The 25,085-nt window shown below is 58.8% G+C and carries 26 protein-coding genes; 10 read left to right on the top strand and 16 right to left on the bottom strand.

Features of this window, described 5'->3' with window-relative positions:
- The first annotated feature begins 191 nt into the window (after positions 1 to 191).
- Positions 192 to 1,571, top strand: a complete 1,380-nt coding sequence (locus tag DSCA_RS07800) for a sigma-54-dependent transcriptional regulator (RefSeq protein ID WP_155315890.1) — start codon at positions 192 to 194, stop codon at positions 1,569 to 1,571.
- A gap of 143 nt (positions 1,572 to 1,714) precedes the next feature.
- Here DSCA_RS07800 and DSCA_RS07795 read toward each other — a convergent pair whose 3' ends face one another.
- The 5 genes from DSCA_RS07795 to DSCA_RS07775 form a co-directional block, all read right to left on the bottom strand.
- Positions 1,715 to 2,041, bottom strand: a complete 327-nt coding sequence (locus DSCA_RS07795) for a hypothetical protein (protein WP_155315889.1) — start codon at positions 2,039 to 2,041, stop codon at positions 1,715 to 1,717.
- A 29-nt stretch (positions 2,042 to 2,070) separates the two neighbouring features.
- Entirely contained in the window at positions 2,071 to 2,244 is a 174-nt protein-coding gene (locus DSCA_RS07790; RefSeq protein ID WP_155315888.1) for a hypothetical protein, read from the bottom strand.
- A 363-nt stretch (positions 2,245 to 2,607) separates the two neighbouring features.
- Entirely contained in the window at positions 2,608 to 2,856 is a 249-nt protein-coding gene (locus tag DSCA_RS07785; RefSeq protein WP_155315887.1) for a hypothetical protein, read from the bottom strand.
- Between the two features lie 213 nt (positions 2,857 to 3,069).
- Entirely contained in the window at positions 3,070 to 3,525 is a 456-nt protein-coding gene (locus DSCA_RS07780) for a GNAT family N-acetyltransferase (protein WP_155315886.1), read from the bottom strand.
- Positions 3,526 to 3,636: 111 nt separating this feature from the next.
- Positions 3,637 to 5,022 (bottom strand): FAD-binding oxidoreductase, encoded by a 1,386-nt coding sequence (locus DSCA_RS07775; protein WP_231716415.1) that lies wholly within the window; start codon positions 5,020 to 5,022, stop codon positions 3,637 to 3,639.
- 371 nt (positions 5,023 to 5,393) lie between these two features.
- Here DSCA_RS07775 and DSCA_RS07770 point away from each other — a divergent pair, with 371 nt between their 5' ends.
- Positions 5,394 to 5,573, top strand: coding sequence for a hypothetical protein (locus DSCA_RS07770; protein WP_155315885.1), 180 nt, complete (start codon positions 5,394 to 5,396; stop codon positions 5,571 to 5,573).
- 107 nt (positions 5,574 to 5,680) lie between these two features.
- Here the strand turns inward: DSCA_RS07770 and DSCA_RS07765 are convergent, their stop codons facing one another.
- Complete coding sequence (locus DSCA_RS07765; RefSeq protein ID WP_155315884.1) at positions 5,681 to 7,843, bottom strand: methyl-accepting chemotaxis protein; 2,163 nt, start codon at positions 7,841 to 7,843, stop codon at positions 5,681 to 5,683.
- Between the two features lie 304 nt (positions 7,844 to 8,147).
- Here DSCA_RS07765 and DSCA_RS07760 point away from each other — a divergent pair, with 304 nt between their 5' ends.
- On the top strand, positions 8,148 to 8,783 hold the full coding sequence (locus DSCA_RS07760) for a GGDEF domain-containing protein (RefSeq protein ID WP_155315883.1): 636 nt from the start codon (positions 8,148 to 8,150) through the stop codon (positions 8,781 to 8,783).
- Here the strand turns inward: DSCA_RS07760 and wrbA are convergent.
- The 8 genes from wrbA to DSCA_RS07720 form a co-directional block, all read right to left on the bottom strand.
- Positions 8,691 to 9,302: an NAD(P)H:quinone oxidoreductase gene (wrbA, locus tag DSCA_RS07755; RefSeq protein ID WP_155315882.1), complete on the bottom strand. Its 612-nt coding sequence runs from the start codon at positions 9,300 to 9,302 to the stop codon at positions 8,691 to 8,693. The genes DSCA_RS07760 and wrbA overlap by 93 nt on opposite strands.
- A gap of 368 nt (positions 9,303 to 9,670) precedes the next feature.
- Positions 9,671 to 10,606, bottom strand: a complete 936-nt coding sequence (locus DSCA_RS07750) for a radical SAM protein (RefSeq protein WP_155315881.1) — start codon at positions 10,604 to 10,606, stop codon at positions 9,671 to 9,673.
- A 73-nt stretch (positions 10,607 to 10,679) separates the two neighbouring features.
- Positions 10,680 to 11,120: an iron-sulfur cluster assembly scaffold protein gene (locus DSCA_RS07745; RefSeq protein ID WP_155315880.1), complete on the bottom strand. Its 441-nt coding sequence runs from the start codon at positions 11,118 to 11,120 to the stop codon at positions 10,680 to 10,682.
- 115 nt (positions 11,121 to 11,235) lie between these two features.
- Positions 11,236 to 11,922, bottom strand: a complete 687-nt coding sequence (locus DSCA_RS07740) for a NifB/NifX family molybdenum-iron cluster-binding protein (RefSeq protein WP_155315879.1) — start codon at positions 11,920 to 11,922, stop codon at positions 11,236 to 11,238.
- A gap of 93 nt (positions 11,923 to 12,015) precedes the next feature.
- Complete coding sequence (locus DSCA_RS07735) at positions 12,016 to 12,858, bottom strand: Mrp/NBP35 family ATP-binding protein (RefSeq protein WP_155315878.1); 843 nt, start codon at positions 12,856 to 12,858, stop codon at positions 12,016 to 12,018.
- Positions 12,859 to 12,874: 16 nt separating this feature from the next.
- Positions 12,875 to 13,261, bottom strand: coding sequence for a response regulator (locus DSCA_RS07730; RefSeq protein ID WP_167527662.1), 387 nt, complete (start codon positions 13,259 to 13,261; stop codon positions 12,875 to 12,877).
- Between the two features lie 35 nt (positions 13,262 to 13,296).
- Positions 13,297 to 13,665: a NifB/NifX family molybdenum-iron cluster-binding protein gene (locus DSCA_RS07725; RefSeq protein ID WP_167527661.1), complete on the bottom strand. Its 369-nt coding sequence runs from the start codon at positions 13,663 to 13,665 to the stop codon at positions 13,297 to 13,299.
- Positions 13,666 to 14,032: 367 nt separating this feature from the next.
- On the bottom strand, positions 14,033 to 15,415 hold the full coding sequence (locus DSCA_RS07720; RefSeq protein WP_155315875.1) for a sigma-54 interaction domain-containing protein: 1,383 nt from the start codon (positions 15,413 to 15,415) through the stop codon (positions 14,033 to 14,035).
- A 463-nt stretch (positions 15,416 to 15,878) separates the two neighbouring features.
- Between DSCA_RS07720 and DSCA_RS07715 the strand changes: the two genes are divergently transcribed.
- The gene (locus DSCA_RS07715; RefSeq protein WP_155315874.1) at positions 15,879 to 17,627 is read left to right on the top strand and encodes a hypothetical protein; all 1,749 of its coding nucleotides are present in this window, start codon (positions 15,879 to 15,881) and stop codon (positions 17,625 to 17,627) included.
- A 155-nt stretch (positions 17,628 to 17,782) separates the two neighbouring features.
- The gene (locus DSCA_RS31960; protein WP_167527660.1) at positions 17,783 to 18,034 is read left to right on the top strand and encodes a hypothetical protein; all 252 of its coding nucleotides are present in this window, start codon (positions 17,783 to 17,785) and stop codon (positions 18,032 to 18,034) included.
- A 67-nt stretch (positions 18,035 to 18,101) separates the two neighbouring features.
- Here the strand turns inward: DSCA_RS31960 and DSCA_RS07710 are convergent, their stop codons facing one another.
- Together DSCA_RS07710 and DSCA_RS07705 are read right to left on the bottom strand one after the other, a co-directional pair.
- Positions 18,102 to 18,467, bottom strand: coding sequence for a hypothetical protein (locus DSCA_RS07710; protein ID WP_155315873.1), 366 nt, complete (start codon positions 18,465 to 18,467; stop codon positions 18,102 to 18,104).
- Positions 18,468 to 18,643: 176 nt separating this feature from the next.
- Positions 18,644 to 19,963 (bottom strand): (Fe-S)-binding protein, encoded by a 1,320-nt coding sequence (locus DSCA_RS07705; RefSeq protein ID WP_155315872.1) that lies wholly within the window; start codon positions 19,961 to 19,963, stop codon positions 18,644 to 18,646.
- 600 nt (positions 19,964 to 20,563) lie between these two features.
- Here DSCA_RS07705 and DSCA_RS07700 point away from each other — a divergent pair.
- From DSCA_RS07700 to DSCA_RS07680, 5 genes are all read left to right on the top strand, one after another.
- Positions 20,564 to 20,722, top strand: coding sequence for a hypothetical protein (locus DSCA_RS07700; RefSeq protein WP_155315871.1), 159 nt, complete (start codon positions 20,564 to 20,566; stop codon positions 20,720 to 20,722).
- A gap of 427 nt (positions 20,723 to 21,149) precedes the next feature.
- Complete coding sequence (locus tag DSCA_RS07695) at positions 21,150 to 21,755, top strand: paraquat-inducible protein A (protein WP_167527659.1); 606 nt, start codon at positions 21,150 to 21,152, stop codon at positions 21,753 to 21,755.
- A complete protein-coding gene (locus DSCA_RS07690; protein WP_231716414.1) occupies positions 21,752 to 22,414 on the top strand; it encodes a paraquat-inducible protein A in 663 nt (220 codons plus the stop codon). Before DSCA_RS07695 ends, DSCA_RS07690 begins: the two co-directional genes overlap by 4 nt.
- On the top strand, positions 22,395 to 24,077 hold the full coding sequence (locus tag DSCA_RS07685; RefSeq protein ID WP_155315869.1) for a PqiB family protein: 1,683 nt from the start codon (positions 22,395 to 22,397) through the stop codon (positions 24,075 to 24,077). The genes DSCA_RS07690 and DSCA_RS07685 overlap by 20 nt, the downstream gene beginning before the upstream one ends.
- Complete coding sequence (locus tag DSCA_RS07680; RefSeq protein ID WP_155315868.1) at positions 24,074 to 24,712, top strand: PqiC family protein; 639 nt, start codon at positions 24,074 to 24,076, stop codon at positions 24,710 to 24,712. Before DSCA_RS07685 ends, DSCA_RS07680 begins: the two co-directional genes overlap by 4 nt.
- Positions 24,713 to 25,085: the final 373 nt, after the last annotated feature.

The following is a 25,085-nucleotide window of genomic DNA, read 5'->3' as shown; positions in this document are numbered from 1 at the left end:
TCCGAATCTATCGCTATCATTATACAATTAATGGTACATCATTCACCGTTAGGGTCATTTGGCACTTTCCGCTTGACAGTAAAATATTTATACACGATAAAGAGAACGATTATACTCTGGGCTCATTGTCCAGGAACGACGGAACAACCAGGGATCGCCCTGATAACATTGCGTTTTGACGGCTTTTCAACATGACGGACACCAAGTCCAAAAAAAAGAAATCGACCATCCTGGTCATCGAACACGGGGTCGACTTGATCCGCCAGCTCCGGCGAATCTGCAGCGAGCGCAAATTCACCATCCGGGCCGCCAAAACCATCGAACAGGGATTCGAGCATTTTGAAGAGCATGAGATCGACATCCTCATTCTCACCGGCTCCGTGGCCCGCTTCGGACGCATTCGTGGGATGGCGCTGCTGGATATCATTTCTGAAAAGAGCGCAGCGACCCAAATTCTGTTTCTGGCATCGTCCAAGGATATGTCGCTGGTCTTTTCGGCGTTGAAACGCGGCTCCTACCAGTACGCCAAACTGCCCATCGCGGACACCGAACTGCAGATGCTCATCGACGCCGCACTGCTTCACCAGCCCCAGTACACGCCCAACCTGCTGCTGAAATCAGAAGCCCGCAAAACCACCTTTGAGAGCATGGTCGGCGGTTCCAAAAAAATGATCGACGTTTATCGCCAGGTTCGCCAGGCAGCCAGTACGGACATGCCCGTCCTGCTCACCGGGGAGACCGGCACGGGCAAGGATCTGGTGGCGCGGGCGATTCACCACCAGAGCGCACGCAGCAAAAAGGCCTTCCACCCGATCCACCTGGGGGCGCTCCCTCCGGAACTGGTTGCCGGTGAGTTGTTCGGTTATGAGAAGGGCGCCTTCACCGGTGCCACCCGCAGTCACCGCGGGCTCTTTGAAAAGGCCGAAGGGGGGACCATTTTTCTGGATGAAATCGGCACGATCGACGAAAAGGTACAAATCAGTCTGCTGCGGCTTCTGGAAACGCGGCAATTGGAGCGTATCGGCGGGACCCGAACGATTTCAGTCAATGCCAGGATCGTGGTGGCGACCAACGAAGACCTGTCCGAGGCCGTGGATCAGGGCCGGTTCCGAGAGGATCTGTTTTTCCGCCTGGACATCTTCCAGATCGTCCTGCCTCCCGTGAGACAGCGCGAAGGCGATATCGTCCTGTTGGTCAACCACTTTCTGAAACAATTCAGCGACGACTACCAGCGGGATATCGTCGGTATCTCACCGGAGTGCATCACGGCCCTGGAATCCTACAAATGGCCGGGCAACGTCAGGGAGATCAAGAATGTGATCCATCGCGCCGTGCTGAACTGTACCGGCGGCATCCTCCTTCCCGCTCATCTGCCGGAGAGACTGCAAACGGCCCACAAACGGCCCGCGGAAATCAAGCTGCCCCTGGGGTGCACCCTCAAGGAAGCTGAGCGGATGATCATCGTCCGCACCTTGAAGTGGACCCAAAACAACCGCCAGCGGACAGCCTCCATATTGGGTATCAGCCGGCGGACGTTGTACAACAAACTGGAGAATTATGAGCTGTTATAGGCGAAAATGGATGCAGTCGTTCTCCTGCAGTGTTCGGCATGTACTATCTGCCTGAAAGTAGAAATCGCCCGCATCGTTTCCAGGCTCGTGGCAGACGATGCGGTTGTTCTTCCCTCAACGATTTCCCACCAAGCAGAAACAGATCACCTTGCCTGATGCAGTGCGGCAATGGAACCGCCGTTGCGTTGAAGCGTCATCAGGTTCAGGGCATGGTGCAAATGGATGTCCGGGTTGGATGCATTCAGCCGCAGGGCAGACGCGCAGAAAGTCAATGCTGTGAAGACATTCCCCTCAGGCCGTCTCAACTTGGCCTGCATCGGGTATGCGTATGCAAGCCTCCGTTTGGCGATTGGTCGGCGGAGCGATTTTTCGGCCAGCTTGAGTTCGCTTCTGGTTGCATCCGACAGATGGGTATTCGGTGAATCATCAGCTTCCGGTGCTGCAACCAATCCATGTCGGTCTGCTTTCATTCCACCGATTCTTGTGACGATCCGATCTTTTATTGTTCCATTTGCATGAGTGTTGACTTGATCTCAGACAGATCTTCATCCAGGGTCGTTGGAAGCATCTCTTTGATCTCCTCCACATCGTCAGCAAGGATGTCTATTTTTTCTTCTATGGCCTCGAGTTTCTTTTCCAATACGGCCAAGGCGTCCCTCAGATCCGAATCCATCATTCCTCCTTGTGTATGTGAGGTGCTCCACTTGGTCGATGTCGGCTGCCTTGGCTGCCAACCATCTCCATTTGCAGTGGGGACTGATTAACTTTATACGATTTCAGTTAATTCGATGTCAAGGCGGGCGCCTCTCCGGATAAGGGGGGGCGTCGGTTGAGCATCTTTCTCATCAAGATAAAGGGACGCCTGCCCCGTCTTAGGTTCTTACAAATGTCGATGAGTAATTAACTCAGGATTGAGTCTGCCGGACCAACTTCGTCTCAAGTTAACCGTATTTTTCACGGGAATCTATGGGCTTAGCACCCCATATTGGTTGGTAACATCCATCACAAAAAGAACCGTTTGTTGAAAATTCTGCGTTTAAGCTTGACCATGAATAACAATGGACGACACTTGCATCCAACACGACACATGCAGATATCGGGCAAACTGGCCATTTATGGAGGGACACGACATTAAAACATCGCCGGAGCAATCCGGCGCCACCTGCAATCGGATACGGCCGGGTTTTTTGACCTTTTTCTCAACCTCCGCAGCCACGGAGGCTTGGCCATCGGCACCGCGGCCTCGTTTGCCAGGCTTCTGACCGCCGATAACGAATTCTTCCATTTCAACAGTGCCTGAAAGTCGTTCAAGACCCTGTCGTATGTTACCAATCCGTTGCACTGATTCAGTATCGGTTGTGCCCGCACTTATGGCCGTTGAAACCATCTGGCCCTTTCATCACACTTTTCTACAGGGGCCTGGTGGGGGTGAACCATCTGCCGGGGCGGAAGCGGACGGTGAGGAAAATGCACGATCCGTTCCCTTGGATCACCGCCCTCAAAGCGCAAGCTCCATGTAGACGTCGGCGGTCACATAGCTGAGGTCAGCGGGAAGGGGGGCGTGGACGAACCCCATGGATTCATACAATGCCAGGGCCATGGCCAGCTTGTGGTTGGACTCCAGGACCACTTTTTGCGCACCGGCACCCCTGGCGTAGTCGATCGCCGCCCGGGCCAGTTGCCGGCCGATGCCCTTGCCCCGTGCAGATGGGGCAACTGCCAGTTTGGCCATTTCGAAAACGCCGTTGCCGTGGGGGATGGCGGCGCAGGTGCCGAGCACGTCATCCCCCTCGACGGCAAAAAAGATCTGCCCGTTTCGGGCGATGATGGACTCCCGGGGCGCATCCAGGTGCCGGTCGTCGGCCGCTTCTCTCAGGGAGAAATGGTCGAGCCAGTCCCGGTTCAGTCGGCCGAATACCGGTGCCAGACGGTCTTCAAAAGGGATGATTTTCATTTCAATACCCGTCGGAGATTCTTCTCATCTTTCCGGACGGACATTCTCTATCATGATTTGGCCCGTCCGTCCATGGCCTGAAACCTGACCCTTGTGCATTATACCATGGCTTTATGCGACGGCGGGGGCTATGTTCTGGTTCACCCGGAAGAAGTTGGTCGGATCGTAATCCTTTTTGATGGCCGTCAACCGCCGATAGTTCTCGCCATAGGTGGCCCTGATGCGGTCGGCCCCTTCCTCCATCATGAAATTGACATAGCCGCCGTCCATGGTGTGGGGCCGCAGCGCCTCCCAATAGGCTCTGGCCCAGGACTTGAGGGCCTCGGCATTGGCCGGGTCCGGGTCGATGCCGGCAATCACCATGGACCAGGTGGCATCCCTGTGCCGCCAGGCCGTATCCGACGGGCCGATGCGATGCACCGCCCCGTCGACCGGGTAAAGGTGCATCAATGAAAGCGTCGTGGGCGCTTTGGCAGCGTGTTCGAGGTGGACGTCGATCGCCGCGTCGGGCAATTCCCTGACGAAGTCCCCTTTCCAGTACCACTGCAGGCCGCTGGGCAGCAGCGGGTCGAACAACCCCTGGATCGCCGTGAACGGCATGGACACCATGAGGTCGAAGATGGGGGCGGGGGTGTTGTCGTAGGCCGGCTGGATGACCTCCACGGCTTTTTCGGGGGGGGCGTCACAGCTGGAAATCAGGGCGCAGACCTTTCGCCCCCAGATTTCTTCCGGGAAAGGCGGTGCCGGAGGAACGGTTTTAAGACCCAGAAACGGAGAACACGCCTCCGGTGCCCGGGGCAGGAATTCCCGGTACCATTGCATGACCCGGCGTGCCTCTTCGGCGTCCCAGAAAATCAAACCGCCGAAAATGTCCTTTACCGGGTGGGCCCGGAAAAGAAAGCTGGTGACAACGCCAAAATTACCGCCGCCGCCGCGCAGGGCCCAGAACAGGTCTTTGTGGCTGGATTCATTGGCCGTAACGAACCTGCCGTCGGCCAGCACCACGTCGGCCTCGATCAGGTTGTCGATGGTCAGGCCGTACTGGCGCGAAAGGTACCCGTGGCCGCCGCCCAGCGTGAGCCCGCCCACGCCTGTTGTCGAGACAATCCCGGCCGGCACCGCCAGGCCGAACGCATGGGTGGCATGGTCCATGTCGCCCTGGGTGCAGCCGGGTTCGACCCGGACCGTTCGGCGGTCCGGGTTGACGTGAACGCCTTTCATCAGTGACAGATCGATCACCATGCCGCCGTCGCAGCTGCCCAGTCCCGGCCCGTTGTGCCCCCCGCCGCGGACAGCCGTCAGCAGGTTGTTCGCCCGACCGTATCGGACGGCGGCGATCACGTCTCCCGCATCCGCACAGCGCGCGATCAGCCCCGGCCGCTTGTCGATCATCCCGTTGTAAAGTTTCCTGGCCTGGTCGTAGTTTTCGTCTTCAGGCCGGATCAACCGGCCGCGAAAACCTGCTTTCAACGCCGCAGTATTTGTTTCATCCATCATGGGGTCCTCCCTGGCTTTACCCCCGCCTGGCGTGCCACCGTGCCGCAGCCCGTGGGGTCGCCGTTGATGCTCCACGGACTGCGGCCGCGGCAGGCGGCCGGGGTGCTTTTTTTATGGCGTTCCAGATGATGTCTGGAATACGGGCATCCCCTGAAAGGATTCAGGCAGGCAGGGTCCGGATCGGAACGAAGCGCGGCGTGCGTCGGGGATGCGCATGGGGCAATTCGTGTACTGGACGAAATTACCACAAAGTGGTATTTAAATCAATCGATGGATGGAAGCACTGACCGATGGGGTTACGAGCCTGTATTCGGGGCTGTGTCTTTCATTCTGCATAGGGAACCGTCAACCCTCAGCCACGAGGTGCCACCATGAAAAATATATACAGTAATAAGAACAAACGCTGCTGCTCGCTGGAACACGACCGCCTGGTTCACCAGCTCGGCGCCTGCGAAAAGGAATCCAACTCCTCGCAGGAACGGCATCGATGCTACCGCCGGGCCGCGAAAGTCAGCGGGCGCAGGGCCAGGCAATGCATGCAGGACGGATAGCGACCGGGATCTGAATCACAAAAAAAGCGGCGGGCCTGTCGATGGCCTGCCGCTTTTTCTATGCCCCATCGTTTGCAACACCGGGGGGGGATTTGGGCGGCGATGGATCAGATCTTGAAACGGCCCACGATGGTATTGAGTGCGGAAGACATTTTCTGCAGTTCATCGGCACTGATTTTGACCTGATCCGAACTCGACGCCATTTCATCGGCGCTGTGGTTCACCTCGGCAATGTTCCGGGCAATCTCGCCGGAGGCGCTGGAGCTCTGGCTCACGTTTTCGTTGACCTCCTGGATCCCCCGGGACGCCTGGGCAATGTTGGCGGCAATTTCACCGGTGGCGGCACTCTGCTGGTCCACGGCAGTGGCGATGGTGGTCACGATCTCGTTCACCGAGGCGATGACATCGGTAATTTCGTCGATGTCCGATACCGTTGACCCGGTGGTGCATTGCACGTCTTCGATCTGTTTTTTAATGTCGTGGGTCGCGCCGGCCGTCTGCCTGGCCAGTTCCTTGATTTCGTTGGCGACCACCGCAAACCCTTTGCCGGCCTCTCCGGCCCGGGCCGCCTCGATGGTGGCGTTGAGCGCCAGCAGGTTGGTCTGTTCGGAGATCTCCGTAATGGTTTCGGTGACCTTGCCGATGGCCTGGGTCAGCCGGTCAAGGGCGCTCATCTTCTCGGAGGCACCTTTGGATTTGTCGGCCGCATCACTTGAAATTTTACGGGCCTTTTCGGCATTTCCGGCAATTTCATTGATGGTCGCCGTCATTTCTTCGGCGGCCGTGGCCACCATGTTGGTGTTGGTGCTGGACTGTTCCATGGCCGCGGCGACACTGTTCAGGTTGGTGCTCATCTCTTCCGAAGCGGCTGACACCGTCTGGGCGCGCTGGGATGTTTCCGATGCACCGGTGGACATGTCCCTGGAAATGGCGGACAATGCGCTGGACGACGACGCGACCTGCTTCGCATTTTCCGACACATCGGAGACAATATGGTGAATCTGTCCGATGAACGTATTGAACCAGACCTTCATTTCATCGGTTTCATTTTTGATGGCCATATTCAGGACCTTGCATTCGTGGCAGGATGCATATTCCCCGCTGATGATTTTGGGGCAATGGACCTGGGTGGCATTGGAGCCGACCGTATCCCAGCAACTGGCATGCCGGCCATATTCCGGGCAATCGTCGTTTCCGCATCCCATCGCTCTGGAGCAGTTGACCCGGTTCATGGGCAGCCGCTGGGTCAGATCACCCTCGCCGGTGGCGATGTCTTTCAGGCTCTCAACCGTACTATTGATCGGTTTCACCAGGGATCGGGCGAAAAAGAAAAAAGCCAGGAGAGTGACCCCTACGGAAAATGCCCCCAACGCCAGGTTGGTGTTGCGGATGGATGCCGAGGCGGCCAGAAATTCGTCCCGGTTCTGGGTGGCCCCCACGGACCAGTCCGTATTGCCGACCGGTGCGAACCCGCAGATCTTGGCCACACCCTTGAAAACATAATCGTCCACCCCGGTTTCCCGGTTGATCATTCGCCGGATAAAACGTTCCATCCCCGGCTGCCCGGAAAGATTCAGATCCATGACGTATTCGTCTTTCGGGTGGGCCACCAGGAGGCCGGTCCCGTCGATGATGAACGGATAGCCCGTATCGCCGATCCGGGCTTCGCTCAGGTCTTCACTCAGAAATCCGAGTCTGAAGATCAGGCCCATCATCCCGAGAACCTTGCCGTTCCCGGGATCCAGGATGGGGGCGGCCAGCACATTGACCGGCAACCCGTCGATTTTCGATTTGACCGCCTTTCCGATGACGGCCCGTCCTGTGGCCTGGACCTGCTTGAAGTAGGCCCGATCGGAGACGTCGACCTTGGCAAAGGGCCGGGTCTTTCCATCGGCGGTCGATCCCATGAGCATCATGCCCCGGTTGTCGGCAAGGAATATACCCTGGTAGGCCTCGGAACCGAGCCTGGCGGCGATGGATTGAATGGCTGCCATACCCTGCCGTTGCATGGCCGCATTGCCGGCATCGTTCAAAAGCGATGCCCAGAGGGGAACGCCGGAGATGGCCCGGATGGTGCTGGCCTGTCCGGCAAGTTCATCGGCAACCATGCCCGCAATGGTCACGGCCATGGTTTGCGCGTTCGATGTCGCCGCCCGGTTCAGTGCGTCGGATGATTTTTTAACGCCAATGGTGCCGACGATGGAAAGGGGGATGAGAACCGCCATAACGCCGCCGATGACCATTTTGTTTTTGATGGAGGTGAGTTGCATGGTTGTCCTTTTTGGGTTGGGATACAGGGGCACGGCGAAACCGCACCCGCTAACCTGATGTCAACGTTTACTTGTCAATTCTTTTCGTCAAGAAAGGCGGGGAACTTAAGAAGAAACACGCAACCGGCAGCCTGTGGGATATGGCCCCGTTGCCGATACACGGATTGAGACTCGCGACCGGGTCTTTCATCACCGTCAACAACCCGTCGTTCCGTTTGCGGGGTCAAAGGGACGAACCGTCCGGCTCTCACGTCCCGGGCCGGGTGCCGCCAGCGCCCCTGGCGGAGGTGAGGGCGTTGAAGCTATGCGTGGTAAGAGTTTTGCTGTTTTTTGCCTGAATGCAGGGGAATGGCAACTGCTTTTTTCCCGGATTGTGCTTTGCGCTGGGCGTTCAAGAGCATCGGTCTGGAATACGTATTTTTCAATTACACCGGAATCAACCGGTTTTGCAGGTATGGCTTTTCATGCAGGGCTGGGAATCGTAGCGAAAATTTATCTTGAAGATCTGCGTCGCCCATTCATAAGGACCGCCCTCATTACTTATGCCGGTGCCTTTGCCCTGGTTCTTTTGAGCGGGCTGATCATGAGGAGAACGGTGTCGCCTCTGGTCGCCAAACTGGAGAACCAGCACTCAGAACTGGAGAACAAAAACAAATACCTTCATAAACTGGCAACGACCGATTCCCTGACGAATTTATACAACCGGCAACATTTCAACGAGCATCTCGAATATGGAATTCGTCGTGCGGAACGATATAACCAAAACGTATCATTGATACTGTTTGATATCGATCACTTCAAGCAAATTAACGATACCATCGTCGGTCCGGCGGAGCCGGGTGGCGGGTCAGTCCTTCAGCCTGGAAGCGATGCCGGCGACATGCTCTCCCTGGAAACGGGCCGCATCCAGTTCATTTTCGCTTGGCATTCGCTCCCCTGAACCGCCGGCAATCGTCGATGCGCCGTAGGGCGATCCCCCGGTGACCTCATCGATGCGCATCTGCCCCTGAAACGCATAGGGCAGCCCCACGATCACGAATCCGTGATGCAGCAGCGAGATGTGAAACGAAAGCAGGGTCGATTCCTGTCCCCCATGCTGGGTCGCACTGCTGGTAAATACACTTCCGACTTTTCCCACCAGCGCCCCTTTGGCCCACAACCCCCCGGTGGCATCCAGGAACTGGCGCATTTGTCCGCACATATTGCCGAACCTTGTCGGCGTTCCGAAAATGACCGCATCCGCGGCAGCCAGTTCGTCGACCGTGCAGACGGGCACATGGGATATGGCCTGCTGGGCCTCGACCGCTCCCATCTGCTCGAGCACTTTTTCTGGAAGGGTTTCCGGGACACGCCGCAAAGCCGCTTCGGCGCCGTCGATCCGGGCGACGCCCTCGGCAACCGCCTCCGCCATTTTATGGACATGGCCATACGTGGAGTAGTACACAATCAGAATTCTCATGACCTGCTCCTCCTTCATCCTGGGTGGTTATCATGGTCTGTCAAGGATAGGCCCGTGGAAAAAAAATGCCCGGCCTGACTGCGGCCCCATTATCCTGTACCGGTGCGATGACCGTAACCGAAAAGCCCTCCAACAGGGGCTGTCGGCGTTGAGCGGACGGGCCATTCGCTGCCGGCAGGGGGTTCCGGCTGACAGGACGATCGGGATCGCCTGTGGAAGGGAAGGTGGATTGTCAACACGGGCCGATGCTGAAAAATAGGCTGGGAAGATGCCGGCGGTCAAGCATAAACTAAACCGTGCCCGTCCATAAATGACAAATCTGCCTGTTTCTGGACGAGCATTAAGCAAGAGCGGGCGGTTCAGACGTTTCAGCTGGCCGTATAGTAGACCTCATTGTTTTTGCGGTCGGCGCGAATGCGGTTGGTTTGCATGAGCGCACCCAGGTATTTGGAAACCTCGTTGATGTGCATGCCAAATGCCGCTTCGATCTGTTTGATGGTGCAGGGCCGGCGTTTGAGCATGGCCAGAAGGGTCGTTTCGTTGGCCTGGATCGTTTTCGAGCGGTTGCCGTTGAACACGGCCGCAATCCGGGCCGGCGGGTCGAACAGGTCGGCCAGTTCCTCAAGCCGCGCCATGGGCACGGCGGCGGCAAAATCCTCGGCGGGCGGCCGGGCGATGGTGTTGAGATGAATGCGGTCCGGCTTCAGGCCCTCGGACAGCCTGGCGATCTTCTGCACATCCCTGGCCATGGCATTGATGCCCGACAGCAGAAAGACTTCCAGCCACAACTGGCCGTCAAACCGGCTGCGGAAGGTTTTAATGCCATCGACCACCGTGGCGAAGGCAAGCTGCTCGTGGGGGCGGTTGACCCACTCGAATGACTTCTGGTCCCAGGCGCTCAGGGACACCTTGACCACCCGGGCCTGGGCGGCGGCCTCCTGCACTTCCGGCCGGTCGAGCAGGGTGCCGTTGGTCAGCAGCACCGATGGAATCGGTTGGCGGCGAAGATGCGCCAGCACGTGGCCGAATTCGGCATGCAGGGTAGGCTCTCCGGATCCGGAAAGGGTCAGGTAATCGGCGTTGCCATCGGTTTGCAGCCAGCGATCGATTTCGTCAATGACTTCGCCCGTGGGGACGTATACTTTTCTCTGGAGAGTTTTCACCGGCGTTCGGCCCAGCTGGCAGAAAACGCAGTCCAGGCTGCAGGTCTTGTGCGGTGTCAGGTCGATGCCCAGCGAGCGACCGAAACGGCGCGACGGCACCGGCCCGAAGAGATAGCGATAGTCAGGCTGTTTGATGGTCATGTTTTCGATCTCCAAAGTGACATAAAAACCGACGGGAACCCGGAATCCGGAACTCAGAACCCGCCCCCGTCGTTCAATCGCGTTTCACGCTCCGGGCCATGTAGCGGCTCAATGCCTCCTGCAGCGCCCCGGCCGCCAGGAACGCGCAATGCCGGTCTTCTTCGGGGAATCGGCCAAGTTTGGCGAGGATGGCATCGCCGGTAATGTCCGTCAGTTCATCGGGGTTTTTGCCATGGGCCATTTCGGCGGCAAAACTGCCGCAGACCGTGCTCGATCCGCACCCGTCGGTCACATAAGCGGCCTTGCAGACCCGGTTGTTTTCGAATTTCAGGAACATCTCCATGGTGTCGCCGCAATCGCCCGTCACACTGGCGTGTGCGTCCGCATCGGCAAGCGGTCCGCGGAAAAGCGGATTCCGCCAGCGCTGGAAGCCGTCTTCACCGAACGCCTCCCGGGTTTCATCGAATATCTGTTCCTGCAATTTCTCCACGAAAGCATCAAACTTGTCGGTCATGTCAATTGCCCTGATTCTTTACGATTGCTTTTCAGCGGCCATGAGTCCGTTTCGGTGAACAGTGAGCCGCCGACAACAAACCATGAACCCCGAACCCCGAACCCGGAGCCCGCCGTCACGCCAGGTCCCTGATTTTCGCCTGAATGGCGTCCATCTGCCTTTTCAATTCGTCGGCCTGCCGCTGCAGCTGGTCCAATTCCTCTCCCTTGGACAGGTTTTCGGCCTTGCCGGGTAAGACGGGCGACCCGGTGCCACCCGGACGCTGGTATTGGCGGCCCATGCCGCCCCCGCCGCCCGTTCCCATGCCTCTGCCGCAGCCGCCCATGCCTCGGCCGCCTCCGCCGCCCATGCCCCTGCCACCCATGCACCGGCCTCCGCCACCCATACCGCGGCCACCGCCCATGCCCGGCTGGCTGAAACCCCGTTTCGGCAGGGTTCCGGCGGCCCCGGATTTTTCGGGGACATTTTCACGGGTCGATGGGGTGAGGTCGCCGTCTTTAAACTTTTGCAGGACATCCCTGATCGTCCCCTGCTGGCCCAGGATGATGCGGATGTTGGTTTCGGCGAAGACCTGCATGGCTTTTGGCCCGCAGTTGCCGGTGATGACCGCTTCGGCGCCCGTGGACGCAACGTAGCTGGCCGATTGAATGCCGGCGCTGGTCGACAGGTCGGCATTATCGTTGTCGACGACCTCGAAGCTCATGTCATCCGTTTCAACGATGAGAAAATACCTGCATCTGCCAAACCGTTCATCTACGGTGGATGTCAGATCCCGGCCGGTTGCGCTGATTACGACTTTCATTGGGTGGTCTCCTTTTTCCGGCTTTGGCCCCGGACAGGCGGTTGAACCTTTCTTGGGTGCGGTCACTGGTTAGGGTTCGGGCCCTCATCCCGTTCATCCGCGGGCGGCATTGGCGGTCTGGGTGGCGATTTCTCCAAAAACCCGGGTAACCGGGGACTCACTGTACTGCTGCTGGTAGGAGATGCCCGCATCCCCGCATTTGACCATATTGGGATCGAAGGGAATTCTCCCCAACAGTTTCAGCCCGGATTGCGCTGCGGTGCGTTCACCGCCTCCGGTTCCGAAGATGTCGACGGAACGACCGCAGTGGGGGCAGGTATAACTGCTCATGTTTTCCACCAGGCCGATGATTTCCATCTTGACGGTCTTGCAGAAATTGATCGATTTTCTCACATCCGCCAGGGCGACTTCCTGGGGTGTCGTTACGATGATGGCCCGGGCGTCCTTGATCAACTGGGCGACGGTCAGGGGTTCATCACCGGTTCCCGGCGGGGCGTCGATGATCAGGTAGTCCAGGTCGCCCCATTCCACCTCGCCGACGAACTGGCGGATGGCGCCGTGTTTCATCGGGCCGCGCCAGATGACGGCATCATCCTTGTCGGCCATGAGCGATTCGATGGAAACGGCCGTCAGGTTGTCGGAATAGCGCATGGGATCCAGCTTCCGGTTGGCATTGGCCGCCATCATGCCGCTCAGACCCAGCATCCGGGGGATGTCGGGGCCGTGAATGTCCACATCCATCAACCCGACCTTGAACCCCTTTCGGGATAAGGCAATGGCCAGGTTGACGGAAACGCTGGATTTGCCCACGCCGCCTTTTCCGCTCATGATCATGAGCTTGTGCTTGATCCGGGTCAGGGATTGCCTGGCCTGTTCGTCAGGATCGGGTCCGGGCATCTTTTCCTTGATGCCGATGCCGTTGGGTGAACTTTTCATGGGAACCTCCTCGAGGCTATTTGTTCGTCCGGGCGGTCAGGCCCAGGATCTGGTTCAGGTGGGTCATCAGGCGCTGTCCGTCGTCCGCCCCCGGTCCGGGGGGCAGCTGCATCAGTATGCCGAGCCCCTCGCTGGCCTCGTGGTACGCCTTGGCGGAGAGCGAACTGACCGCCGCACAATTGGTCATGGGGTTGACGGCAACCTGCCGCGATACGAATTCCAGTCCGGACATGTCGCCAAGGGTTTCATCCGTCAACACCAGGTCGACGGTGGTTTCAGCGAGCATGTCCAGGGCCTGGCGGCCGGAAGCCGCCCAGATGACGGAAGCGCCCTGTTTTTCAATTTCAGCCGACAACTCCGAGAAGTTGGCTTTGTCCGGCGTGACGAGTAGCAGTTGGGTCAATGGTATCTCCTTGGATCGTTTAACAATGTTGGTGGTCAACGGGCCGGTTTGCCGACCACGGGGATGCATCCGTTGCATCCCGGCATCACAAACGCCGGCGCCAGGGAGCCCCCTTTGGCATAAACATCGAGAACGCGATCGACTTCCCCGGTAATGAAGGGAATCATCGTGATGCCGCCGGCAACGATCATATTGGCCGGCACCTGGGATACCGCCCCGCAGATGAGGACCGGCACATCCAGCTCTGTCAGCGTTTTGGCCAGGTGGGACGGCCGTTCGGGGTTGAACAGCACGAATGACCGCCGTGTGATCCGGGCATCCTCAATTTCGGCGATCAACAGGTGTCGCGACGCATCGAACACCGGTGAAATGCGATCCTCCCAGACAGTGACGGCAACTTTCATCGTGTCCCCCGATTTAGTGTCCCCGGCCCGAACGGCCCTAACCGTTAGCAACCATACAATCGCAAGGCGCATGCCAGAGCGGAGATCGGATGGACAATTTATGAAAACAATATAATTTCAGAATGTTGAAAAAGAACCGGGGCATGATGCGCTGGCCGGCCCGGGGGTATGGTTGCAATCGTGCAACGGTCCGGCGGTCTCGCGCCGCGACCCTGCAATCGTAGGGCCGGTCAAACCGGAGAAGGGGCCTTCGGGCCGGCGCCTGCGTTTCAGGGAACGGGCGGGCCTCCGGATGAATCAGCCCCGGCCGGCGGCACCCTTTCTGCGCATTTCCGGACTTGAAGAAAACTGCGTTTCCGCAAAAGGGTCAGGGGGACGAGGGTTTCGAACGGCCGTCGATTTCGGGGAGCATGATGCCCAGCCGTTTGATTTTACGGAAGAGGGTGCTTTTGTGCATGCCCAGTTCCTTCGCCGCCGCCAGTCGGTTGAAGCCGTTGCGCTTGAGGGCATTCATGATGGCGATGGATTCGGTTGCGTCGAGCGTGTGGGTCAGGGTGTCCTGCTGGTTGGCCGGCAGGTCCCGGACGGCAAATCCGCCGGGCAGGTGGCGGGCCTGGATGGGACCGGCATTGCACAGTACGAAGGCGTGTTCGATGATGTTTTCCAGTTCACGGATGTTGCCGGGGTAGTCATGGCACATGAGAATCTGCAGTGCTTCCGTATCCACGCCGGAGATGGCCTTGCCGCGCAGCATGTTCATTTTTTCGATGAAGTGGTCGATCAGCAGGGGAATGTCTTCCTTGCGCTCCCGGAGAGCCGGCAGGGGCATGCGGACCACGTTGATCCGGTAGAACAGATCCTGGCGGAATTTTCCCCGGGAGACCAGGTCGGACAGGTTTTTGTTGGTGGCCGCGATTACCCGCACGTCCGATTGGACTTTTTTTACGGCACCGAGGGGAACGAAGGCCTGCTCTTCGAGAACGCGCAGCAGCTTGACCTGAAAGGCGGCGCTGGTATCCCCGATTTCATCGAGCAGGATGGTGCCCCCTTCGGTGGCGGCGAAATAACCGGGTTTGTCCTTTACCGCGTTGGTGAACGCACCGGATTTATAGCCGAACAGTTCGGATTCGAGCAGTGTGTCCGGCAGGGCGCTGCAATTGATGGCCACAAACGGCTTTCCCTTTCGCGGACTGGCCGTGTGAATGGCCCTGGCCAGCAGTTCCTTTCCCGTGCCGGTTTCCCCTTCGAGCAGCACGGTGCTGCCGCTTTCCGCGACCATGGGCAAAATGGCCAGGATTTCATGCATGGCATCACTGCGGCTGACAATGTCGCCAATTTGGAAACGACCGTCCAGCCGCTTGCGCAGGGCTTCCACCAGGCTGTGGTCCCGAAAGGTCTCGACGCCGCCGAGCACCTCTCCGGTTTTGCTTTTCAGGACGGAGGTGGAAACCGTAATGGGGATCCGCTTTTTTTTACTGTTGACGATATAGGTCGAAGTGTTGGTCAGGGACGTGCCCTCTTTCATCGTCCGCTTCAGCGCACAGGCTTCTTCACACATGTTGGAACGGAACACCTCCCAGCAGTGGCGGCCGATGGCCTCCGCCCGCAGAATACCCGTGATCGTCTCCGCAGCCCGGTTGAAGGACATGATGCGCCATTCATGGTCGACGGTGAACACACCGTCGGAAATGCTCTCCAGTATGATTTCTGTGACATTTTCCGGAATCGGTCCGGATGCGGGCTTTTTCATGTTGGATACCACCGGTATTTTAGAACAACGGTTTTCGGCATGGCGGCCGCAAGTGTCAGAGACCTCCACGCTTATACGCTAGTTGACGGGCAAGTTCCAGACCGTGGATCCAGATTGACGGATGCGTGAACAGCCCGGTGTCTGCGTTACGCTTCATCCTTTGTCACCGCGGGGGTGATGACTTGCCTCGGTTCCCCGGACGGGCCATTCTCCGAATCTCCGCCGCAAGGAGGATGATCGATCGCCAGCGCCCCCGCAGACGAGAAACCCCCTCGCTTTCCCGGCCGCAAGCCTTTTTTCCGGGTTTTCTGCGATTCTGCCGGAAATGCGGTTTTTTTGCGATTCCACCGGGAACATTACCATTGGTAAACCATTTGTAATCAAGCCCGTACTATAAAATTTTTTCTATCCTTTTTTCCAGACCCCTTGTCGTCCGAAACCCGTCACCAAGGAAAAACAGAAAATGAAAAATGCAAACAGAACCATCGGCATCGGGCGTGTCTCCGGTTTTGGCAGGAGATGGCCTATCCTGCTGGCGGCGCTGGCTATGGTGCTCGTGGGGCACATGCCGCCGGCAGACGGCCGGGAACGCCTGGATACGCCCCGGTGGACCGTCGGATTGCGCTGGGACGTCCGGGTGCATCAACGGTTCGTCGTCGGGGGGATGGACCCCGCGGGGCAAAGACGGCTGACCCGCCTGTGTGCCTTCAGGGTGGAACGCGAACTGCTGGTCGATGGCCGGCCCGCTTTTTCACTGGCGGTGGAATGTCGTTCCGCGGGGCGCACGACGGCCTGTTACCGCCTGTTCTGCACACGCGATGACCTGACGGTGCGGCGTATCGAGGTGTACCCGCGCGGTTGGGACGGCAAAAGAAATGTCCATTGGTACCGGAGGGCCGGCAAGGGGCCAACGGTCGTTGCCCGCGGCTGCGTTCCCCTGTCCATGCCGGTATTCGGCAAGACGGATTCAGAAGATTTTGTCTATGAACACTGCATCAATGGCCCCAACGGGTTCCGGCAGGATGTGGTCCAGGAGGTTGTGGCCCTCGATGACCACAAGGATGTACTGCTGAACGATGGAAGCGTCACCGTAAGGCAGAAGTGGTTTCCGGGGCTTCCATGGCCCTCGACCGTAACGATGGACGACGGCCGTATCGTGGCCGAACTGCTGCCCGCGACCGTTTCGGAGTCACAGGCCGTATACCCGTTCGGGGGCGATGCACCGTTCGTTGCCGTGCCCGACACCATCGACCACCTGGACGCCTTCGGACCGCCCCGGCAGGACCGGTGGTGGCCCCTGTCTGCCATCGTCAGCGCCAGGCCCTGGTCCGCTGACCCGACCGGCGATACCCCGCCCAAGCTGTTGCCGGAAAGCTACACGTCGACGCCGTCCTGGTCCGGTTACTGGTGGCCCATGCTCGACAGCGGCAGCGGCGAACGCCTGTGGCATGATGGCGGCCCCCTGGACAAATACGACTACTATTACCGGGCCAGAACCGGCGCGTTCCCGTCTCCCTGGGCCACATCCTGGGAATATGCGAACCACCGCACCACCGACCAGAAGAACACCTGGTGGGGGCACTGCAACGGCTGGGCGGCAGCGGCCATCATCGAAGCGGAGCCGTCGGCGTCCTGCCGGCTGGAAGGGATCTATTTCGGCGTTGCAGACAAGAAAGGGATTCTGGCCGAATGGCACAATACCACCTACGCCGACGATGTCCTGGGAGATCGCTATTACGGCCCCGGTGATGATTTGCAGGACATCTATCCCTACGCGTTCATCACCGCACTGATCCAGTATATTGCCAGTCAGGATGAAGCCATCGTCCTCGACCTGGATTGCGGGGAGCAGGTCTGGAACCATCCGGCCTACGGATATGAGATCGAAGAGGTTCAGCGGTCCGGCAATGACGCCAAATTCGCCTGCAGGGTTTTTTATGCCACCGATGCCGTCCGTACCGATTTTACGGGAACATGGGAGAAGACCGTGAAGGAGAAGATCAGGATGACCTTGTCATCGATGTCGATGTCTGTGCCGCCGAAGCATTCCTGCCACCCAGTGCCGCCTATCCATGGTTTCTGGAGGTTGCGGACCAGGAGGAAGGCGATCAGGGCGCGATCCTCGCCTTTTCCATCACCTACAACGGCGATACATTCAGTGCCGGGGGCCTGCCGCTGCCGATCCTGGACCTGCAGACGCGGACCCTGCTGATTCTGGGAGCGGACGACTGCTCGGCCCATATCGACCTGAGGCACACCTGGCGCGGCGATCTTGTTGTCAGGCTGGGTGCCGGCGATCCCGCCAGCCCCGACTGGATCACAACGGTTTCGGACCGCGAGGGCGGCGATGCGGACGACCTCGTCAGGGTGGTGAATCTCGGCCCGGCCAGGGCCTATCTTCCGCCCGGCCCGCGAAACCGCTGGTTCCTCTCCATATCGGACATGGCCGAAGGCGATTCGGGTGTCGTTCAGGAATTTATGATCAACTGCAATGGCGCCACCTATCGTTCCCCTGATCCCCCGGTGACCATCCTGGACGGAAGAACGTGTTGCGCCTATATCCCGCGGCGCAGCCCCGGCGCGATCACGGGATGGCTGCTGCCCCTGCTTTTGGATTAAAATTAAGGTGCCTTCAGGAAAGGAAGCGGATGGGAGGGCTCTCTTTCTCACGCATCTGCACGTTGGTCTATTTCACACGTCGCAGGTGGTGCTGGCGCCGGCGCCACTGGTCGAAAGCGGTAAGGTGGGCCAACAGGTCCCGGCATTCCATCCGCAGCATCTTCACGTCCCAGATGCTTGTCGGTGAAATACGGGTTTTGAAAATCTGAAAGATGCTTCCCCTGCCGCAGGGGTCCAGTTCTTCCAGAAGATGGATGATTCTCTCCACGGTGGGAAAATAGTCATTGATGTCGATGGACGTTTCCAGGATTTCGGCGGAAAGGGTCTTGAGTTGCCGATAGGCCCGGGGATGGCCGGACACCGCCGTCCGGGTCGATATTAACGCTTTTTCCCAGCGGGATTCCAGTTCTCCTACAGTAAAGCGGGTGTCCATGGTACGGCTCCGGGGAGACGGCCTGCCACCGGCGCCGGTGGGCGTCCGGGTGTCGTCGGCAGGCCGTATACCGTCAACGCGGTCCCGGCCGCCCGTGATCCCAGCGGGAGGGGATCACGGGCGGCCCGATTTATGGGTTGAGTCGTGTCCGCCCTGTCGGCGGTTTCAGAAAACCGCTACATGGCCGTTTCCGGATGGAACACATTGACCTCCTTGAGGTCGTCCTGCAGGTACTCGCGTTCGTTGGGGCCGAGGACACCCAGCGACAGACAGATGAGGGTCCACAGGTGAACCACGCCGTAATTGGCACCGTAGTGCTCGCTCAATTCGTGGATCTGGGCATGGCAGTTGTGGCAGGCGGCGATGCAGTAATCCGCCTTGGTTGCCTGGATCTGGCCATCCTTGAGCGACCCGTACTTGAGGCGCTCCTCCTTGAATCCGGACTGCAGGAAACCGCCGCCGCCGCCGCAGCAGAAATTGTTGGAGCGGTTGGGCTGCATGTCGATGAAGTTTTCTTCGCCGACTACGGATTTGACCACGTAACGCAGGTCTTCGGCAACCGGATCGCCGTAGCTTTTGCGAACGATCTGGCAGGGGTCCTGGACGGTGAATTTAATCTTCAGGTCTTTGTTCCAGTCGGAGTTGACCTTCAGTTTGCCCTCGCGGATCCATTTGGCGTAATATTCATAGATGCTTTTGACTTCAAAGTTGTGAGCGATGTCGAATTTTTTCAGTCCGGCCCGGACTGAGAACGTGACGTGCCCTCACTCGGTATTGAGAAACGTCCTGCACCCCAGCTTGTCCGCCTGATTGGCGGTTGTGGTGGTAATGTGTTTCCACGCATCGTCATCGGCCAGGAACATGCAGTAGTTTTCACCGGCCCACCCCTGGCTGCCGTAGGTCCAGTCCACGCCGGCCAGGTGCAGGATCTTCCACAGCGGAACCAGTTCATCCGGTTCGGTGACTGGTTCACGCGAATTCTGGTTCAGGAAAAATTCGGCACCCTCCTTGTCGATGGGCGCCTGCATCTCGGCGAATTCCGGCTGGGCTTCCTGGTATTCCTCCAGCACGTCCTCCACGACGAACTGGAAATCTTCGGGAGAAGTCCCCATGGCGCTGGTGCTGCCGTTGCGCAGGGCCATGTCGCAGGATCCCAGGATGCCTTTGGGGCGTTCTTCCCGGGGCCGCAGCTGCCTGGCGTTGTACACCAGCTGGGGGATGTCGATCTGCATGGGACAGACGTAGATGCAGCGCTGGCACATGGAGCACATCCAGGGCCAGTCCGATTTGGCGATCTCTTCGTCCAGACCCAGTGCGGCCATCCGCAGGAACTTGCGCGGGTCCATGCCGTCGAGACCGGTCGCCGGGCACCCTGACGAACAGGCACCACAGGTCAGGCACAGGTTCAAGTTGCCGCCCTCCGGCAGGATCTCCTTCACCTTGTCCATAAAGGTGCTCTGTTTTTTACCGCCCAACTGAATGACATCATCATTCATTGATTCCGCCTCCTGTTCTCCTTAAAGGTTGTCATTGGCAATTGGATTGCCGCCAGTTGCCGATGAACCGGCGGCTGACATTGGCAGGGCATTGCGCCCTGAGGGTATTCCAGGCACATGCAGCACAAAGCGTGCCTGAACGACAAATGTTGCCCTTCTGAAAAATAATCGTATTTTCAGTGCGATAGAGAAAATTGGGCATAATATCTCAGAAGCAGGGTCGCAAAAATGCGCCTCATGGAGCGACGGTGGGTTCTGAATGCGCGACACTGAACCGTCAGCCCGGCAAAAAATAACGGGTCGTCCGGGTTTAATTTCATTTTATGCTTGCCAAGGCGCGTTATCTGTTATAATCAGAGCCTCGATACAGTGACCCCGCATCCGGCGGTCAATGTGTCTACCCCTACGTCAAGTGGTGTTTACCTCCCCTTAAAAAGCGTAACGCAGACGTAAATCCCTGAACGGCAGGTGTATTGCTGACAGACCCGCATGTGGCCGACAGCCTGTGCCGCAGATCGCCGAAGGAAGAGGCGATGACGGTTTGCAGCGGGGGTAAACCATAACCGATCAAACGAGAAGAAAGCACAAGTTAACAGATCGATGGACGAGAACAAGAAAAAACAAATCGAAGCCAAACTATTCCAGCTGTTTACACAAACCGACAAACGCCATGACGCCGGTTCCCACATCCAAACGACACCTACCGTTGTAAAGGTCATCCGTCGCCGCAAGGGCAAACCCGATCTGCAGGTTGCCTGAAACACTCCCGACCGGATGTAGACAACCGTTGTTGAATACGGGCCGCGCGGACCACACGGTTTTGTATTGCCGCCCGGTGTGTTTGAAGTGCGTCGGCAAAAAAATACCGGGGCCGGAATGAACGGCAGGCTTTTTATTTCTCACTGTCCCGCCCGGCCGTGTCCGTATTTTGCAGCGGACCCGCCGATGGTCATGAAACCATTGCATGGTTTTGGAAATAGTGGTATTTAAACGGTATTTGAACTGAATCGCCCACACTGGCCCGTCCTTTCACCGGTTCATGGAGGGCGGATCCAGCCGGTTGCGGATCCTGGCGTGGATTCAGTCCCTGCTGCCATAAAACGGTTTCCGGAACCTGCCGGCTGACGGCCCGTGAACGGGCAGGCCTGGTTCACGAGGTTTTCCGGGAATGCGACGAAGGTGCCCAGTGGCTCTGACGCAAAACCTGATCGCGTGCCACGAATGTGACCTGCTGCACCGCGTTCAAACGCTGCCGGAAAAAAGCAAAGCCCGGTGCCGCCGCTGCGGGGCAATATTGTATGTGAACTATCCGAAAACGGTCGACCGGACCCTGGCCTTCGCCCTTACCGGTCTCGTGCTTCTGGTCATCGCCAACATCTACCCGTTTTTATCCCTGGAGTCCCAGGGAACCATTCTGGAGACCACCCTCATCACCGGCACCATCCTCCTCTCCCAGCAGAGTATGGCGGGATTGGCCATCCTGGTTCTGCTCACCAGCATGCTGGTTCCCTGTATGCTTCTGGGGGGGCTCGTCTATGTGTTGTGGCCCCTGAAAAAGGGGTGGCGGCCCGCCGGCAGCCGGCTGATTTTTAGGTGGATCCTTGCCCTTCGTCCCTGGAGCATGACCGAGGTGTTTCTGCTGGGAATCCTGGTGTCGGTGGTTAAACTGGCCAAAATGGCCACCATTATACCCGGCACGGCCCTTTTCTCCTTTCTCGCACTGGTGTTTGTTCTGGCGGCGGTCAACGCCTTTCTGGATCCGCACACCATATGGGAGAAAATTGTCCCATGACCATGCCCCGCACCCACGCCGCGCCCACTGCCACCGATGCCGGGCTGTTAAGCTGTCACAGCTGCAGCCGGCTGGTCCGCCGCCCGCCGGTGAGCGGCCGGCTGATTCTCCGCTGCCCCCGTTGCGGTGCGCGGCTTCATCCGAGAAAACCCAACAGCATTGCCCGTACCTGGGCCCTGGTGATCGGGGCGGCGATTTTCTATATACCGGCCAACCTGCTGCCGGTCACCATCACCACCTATATGGGCAGCACCCAGGCCGACACGATCATGAGCGGGGTCATCTACTTCATGCGGACCGGCAGTTGGGGCATCGCCCTGATTATTTTCGTGGCCAGCATCGTGGTCCCCCTTGCCAAGCTGATCGCCTTGAGCGGGCTGCTGCTTTCAATAAAGCGCCATTCCCGCTGGCGTCCGGGAGATCGCACCCGCCTGTATCGCATTACCGAACTGGTGGGGCGCTGGTCCATGCTGGATGTGTTCGTGGTGACGGTGCTGGTGGCCCTGGTGCGACTCGGCTACCTGACCACCATCGAAGCCGGCACCGGTGCCGCCTATTTTGCCGCCGTGGTGGTCCTGACCATGTTTGCCGCCATGACGTTTGACCCTCGACTGATCTGGGACGCGATGGAGAAAAACGATGACCCAACCGCCCACTGACACCGCTGCAGGCGAAACCATCCCCGAGCCTGAGATCCAGCGCGGCAGGCGTTTTTCGATCGTCTGGATGATTCCGATTCTCGCGGCACTGATCGGCGTCTGGCTGGCCGTCAAAACCATCCGGGAAACCGGACCCACCATCACCATTGTCTTCCGGTCCGCCGAGGGCCTGGTTCCCGGAAAAACGGAAATCAAATACAAAGATGTCACTGTCGGCAAGGTGGAGCGCATTCAGTTGAGCGAGGATCTCGACCAGGTCCTGGTAACGGCGGTCATGAGCCGGGAAGTCGCCGGGCACCTGACCCCCGAAACCCTGTTCTGGATTGTCCGCGCCCGGGTGGCCGTGGGCGAGGTTTCCGGTATCAGCACCCTGCTGTCCGGCGCCTATATCGGTATGATGCCCGGCAGCAACGGCAAAATCATTCACCGGTTCGAAGGCAAGGATAAACCGCCGGCCATTTTCCGGAACACGCCGGGAAGGCAGTTCAACCTGCGCGCCGAGCAATTGGGATCACTGGATATCGGATCCCCGGTATACTACCGCCAGGTCAAGGTGGGGCGGGTTACCAACGTGGATATGGCCGAAGACGGAACCGGCGTCATGCTGGAGATTTTTGTTGAGGCGCCCTATCACCGCCAGGTCAAGCGCGGGTCCCGCTTTTACAATGCCAGCGGGCTGAATATGAGAATCGGTGCCGACGGTGTCAGCGTCGATACGCCCTCGCTGGCCAGCCTGCTGGTGGGCGGCATCGCCTTTTTTACGGCCTATGACCAGGTCGCGGCATCCCCTCCGGACGATAATCACCGGTTCACCCTGTACGACAGCCGTGACGAAGCCAATGCCGCCACATTCAGCTACCGCGAGTATTATCTGCTCTACTTTGACGAGACGGTCCGCGGGTTGTCGGCCGGCGCCCCGGTGGATTTTTACGGTATCAAGATCGGTGAGGTGATCAGCATTCGCCTGCTGTTCGATCAGGATACGCTGAGTTTTCGGATCCCGGTGCTCATCGCCATCGAGCCCGACCGGATCGAGCTTTCCGGTGAACTGGCCATACCGGAGTATAAGGTGGTGGAAAAACTGGTGGGAAAAGGGTTGCGGGCGCAGCAGCGCACGAGCAGCCTGCTGACCGGCAAAAGTTACGTGAGCCTGCGCATTCACCCGGAGGCGCCCGGCCGGGAGATCGGAACGGATGATATCTATCCGGTACTGCCGACCATTCCCAACACGGTGGAAGAAATTGCGGCCACCGCCAAACGGCTGCTTGATCGTTTCAACGGGCTTGCCCTCGAAAAGACGCTGACGGATATCCGTGAAGCCGCCATCCAGGTCAAGGCCATGACCGGGTCCAGGACCCTGGAAAGCGCCATCGACAATATTGACCAGAGCTTTGCCCAATTCATGAAGGTGACGACCGATATCAACGACGGTACCCTGCCGAAGCTCAACGGCGTACTGGATCAGGCCAGGGCCTCCCTCGCCCGGGGCGAGGAAGCCCTGGCCACGGCCAACACCGTGTTGGGCGAAGGGCTTCCCGCGGCCGCCAACCTGAACCGTCTGCTGCTGGAGCTTCAGGAGGCGGCCCGGGCTGTGGAGGCACTGGCCGACTATCTGGAGCGTCATCCCGACGCCATCGTCTACGGAAAAGGAAACCAGGAATGATCCGATTCTCACTGTGGTCCGTCATCGTCACTTGTGCGCTGATCTCTTCCTTCCCGGGGTGCCGGTCCGTTACCCCGCCGGTAAACTATTATTCCATGAGTTCAATCGGCGGACAGGCGGGTGAAGCGGTTGCCGACGGCGGCCCGGCGATGAGCATCGGCATCCTGGCGGTGCAACTGCCCGGATATCTCAACCGGACGCAGATGATGACCCGGAGCGGTCTCCATCGGATGGAGATTGCTTCCCTCCACCGGTGGGTTGACTACCCGGACCGGATGGTCCAGCAAGTTCTCGGTGACAACCTGCAGGTGCTCATGCCCCGGGCCCATGTGGTCAACGTGCCCTGGCCGGCGGGGCTGAAACCGGACCTCACCGTTTCCGTTCATTTTCTGGAACTGATCGGGACAACCGACGGTCAGGTGCTGCTGGGCGCCATATGGCGGATTGCCGGACCAGGGCGGCAGGCGATGGCTCCGTCCCACCGGACCCGCCTGGCCGTGCCGATGTCCGGCAGGGGCTTCGACGCCCTGGCCGCCGCCCACAGCCGGGTGCTGTCCGACCTTTGCCGGGAGATTGCCGATACGCTGGGGACCATGCGTTCCGGTGAGGCCGGGCAACACCGCCCCGCCAGCTGACGGGTACACCTGTCGTCGGGAGAAATGGCAGCTGCGAGTATTTTATTGCATGCGTGCCATTTTTTTATGGCTGCTCTTCCCCGGCGATCCAGGGATCCCGTATACCACCTCCCCCTTCCCGGCAGTGCAGTTCCGACCGCCCCCATCCTTGGCCGGACGTGGCGCATGGACAGGCCTTGCGCGGCAAAGGGCCTGCAGACAGCGGGCCCGGGCCAATCTATCCTCCGTCGGGAATGTTGGGGGAGTCCCTGCCCATCGTAGCCGTCGCCTAAAAAGAACCCCGACACGAAGCCTTGCGGCCGCGTGTCGGGGCGTAGGAGGTGAGAGTATGGTTGAATGAAGGAAGGGTACAGGAACATACTCTGACGAGAAT

It is taken from the genome of Desulfosarcina alkanivorans (assembly GCF_009688945.1).
Classification (GTDB): Bacteria; Desulfobacterota; Desulfobacteria; order Desulfobacterales; family Desulfosarcinaceae; genus Desulfosarcina; species Desulfosarcina alkanivorans.
This window is presented reverse-complemented; position numbering and strand designations above follow the sequence as displayed.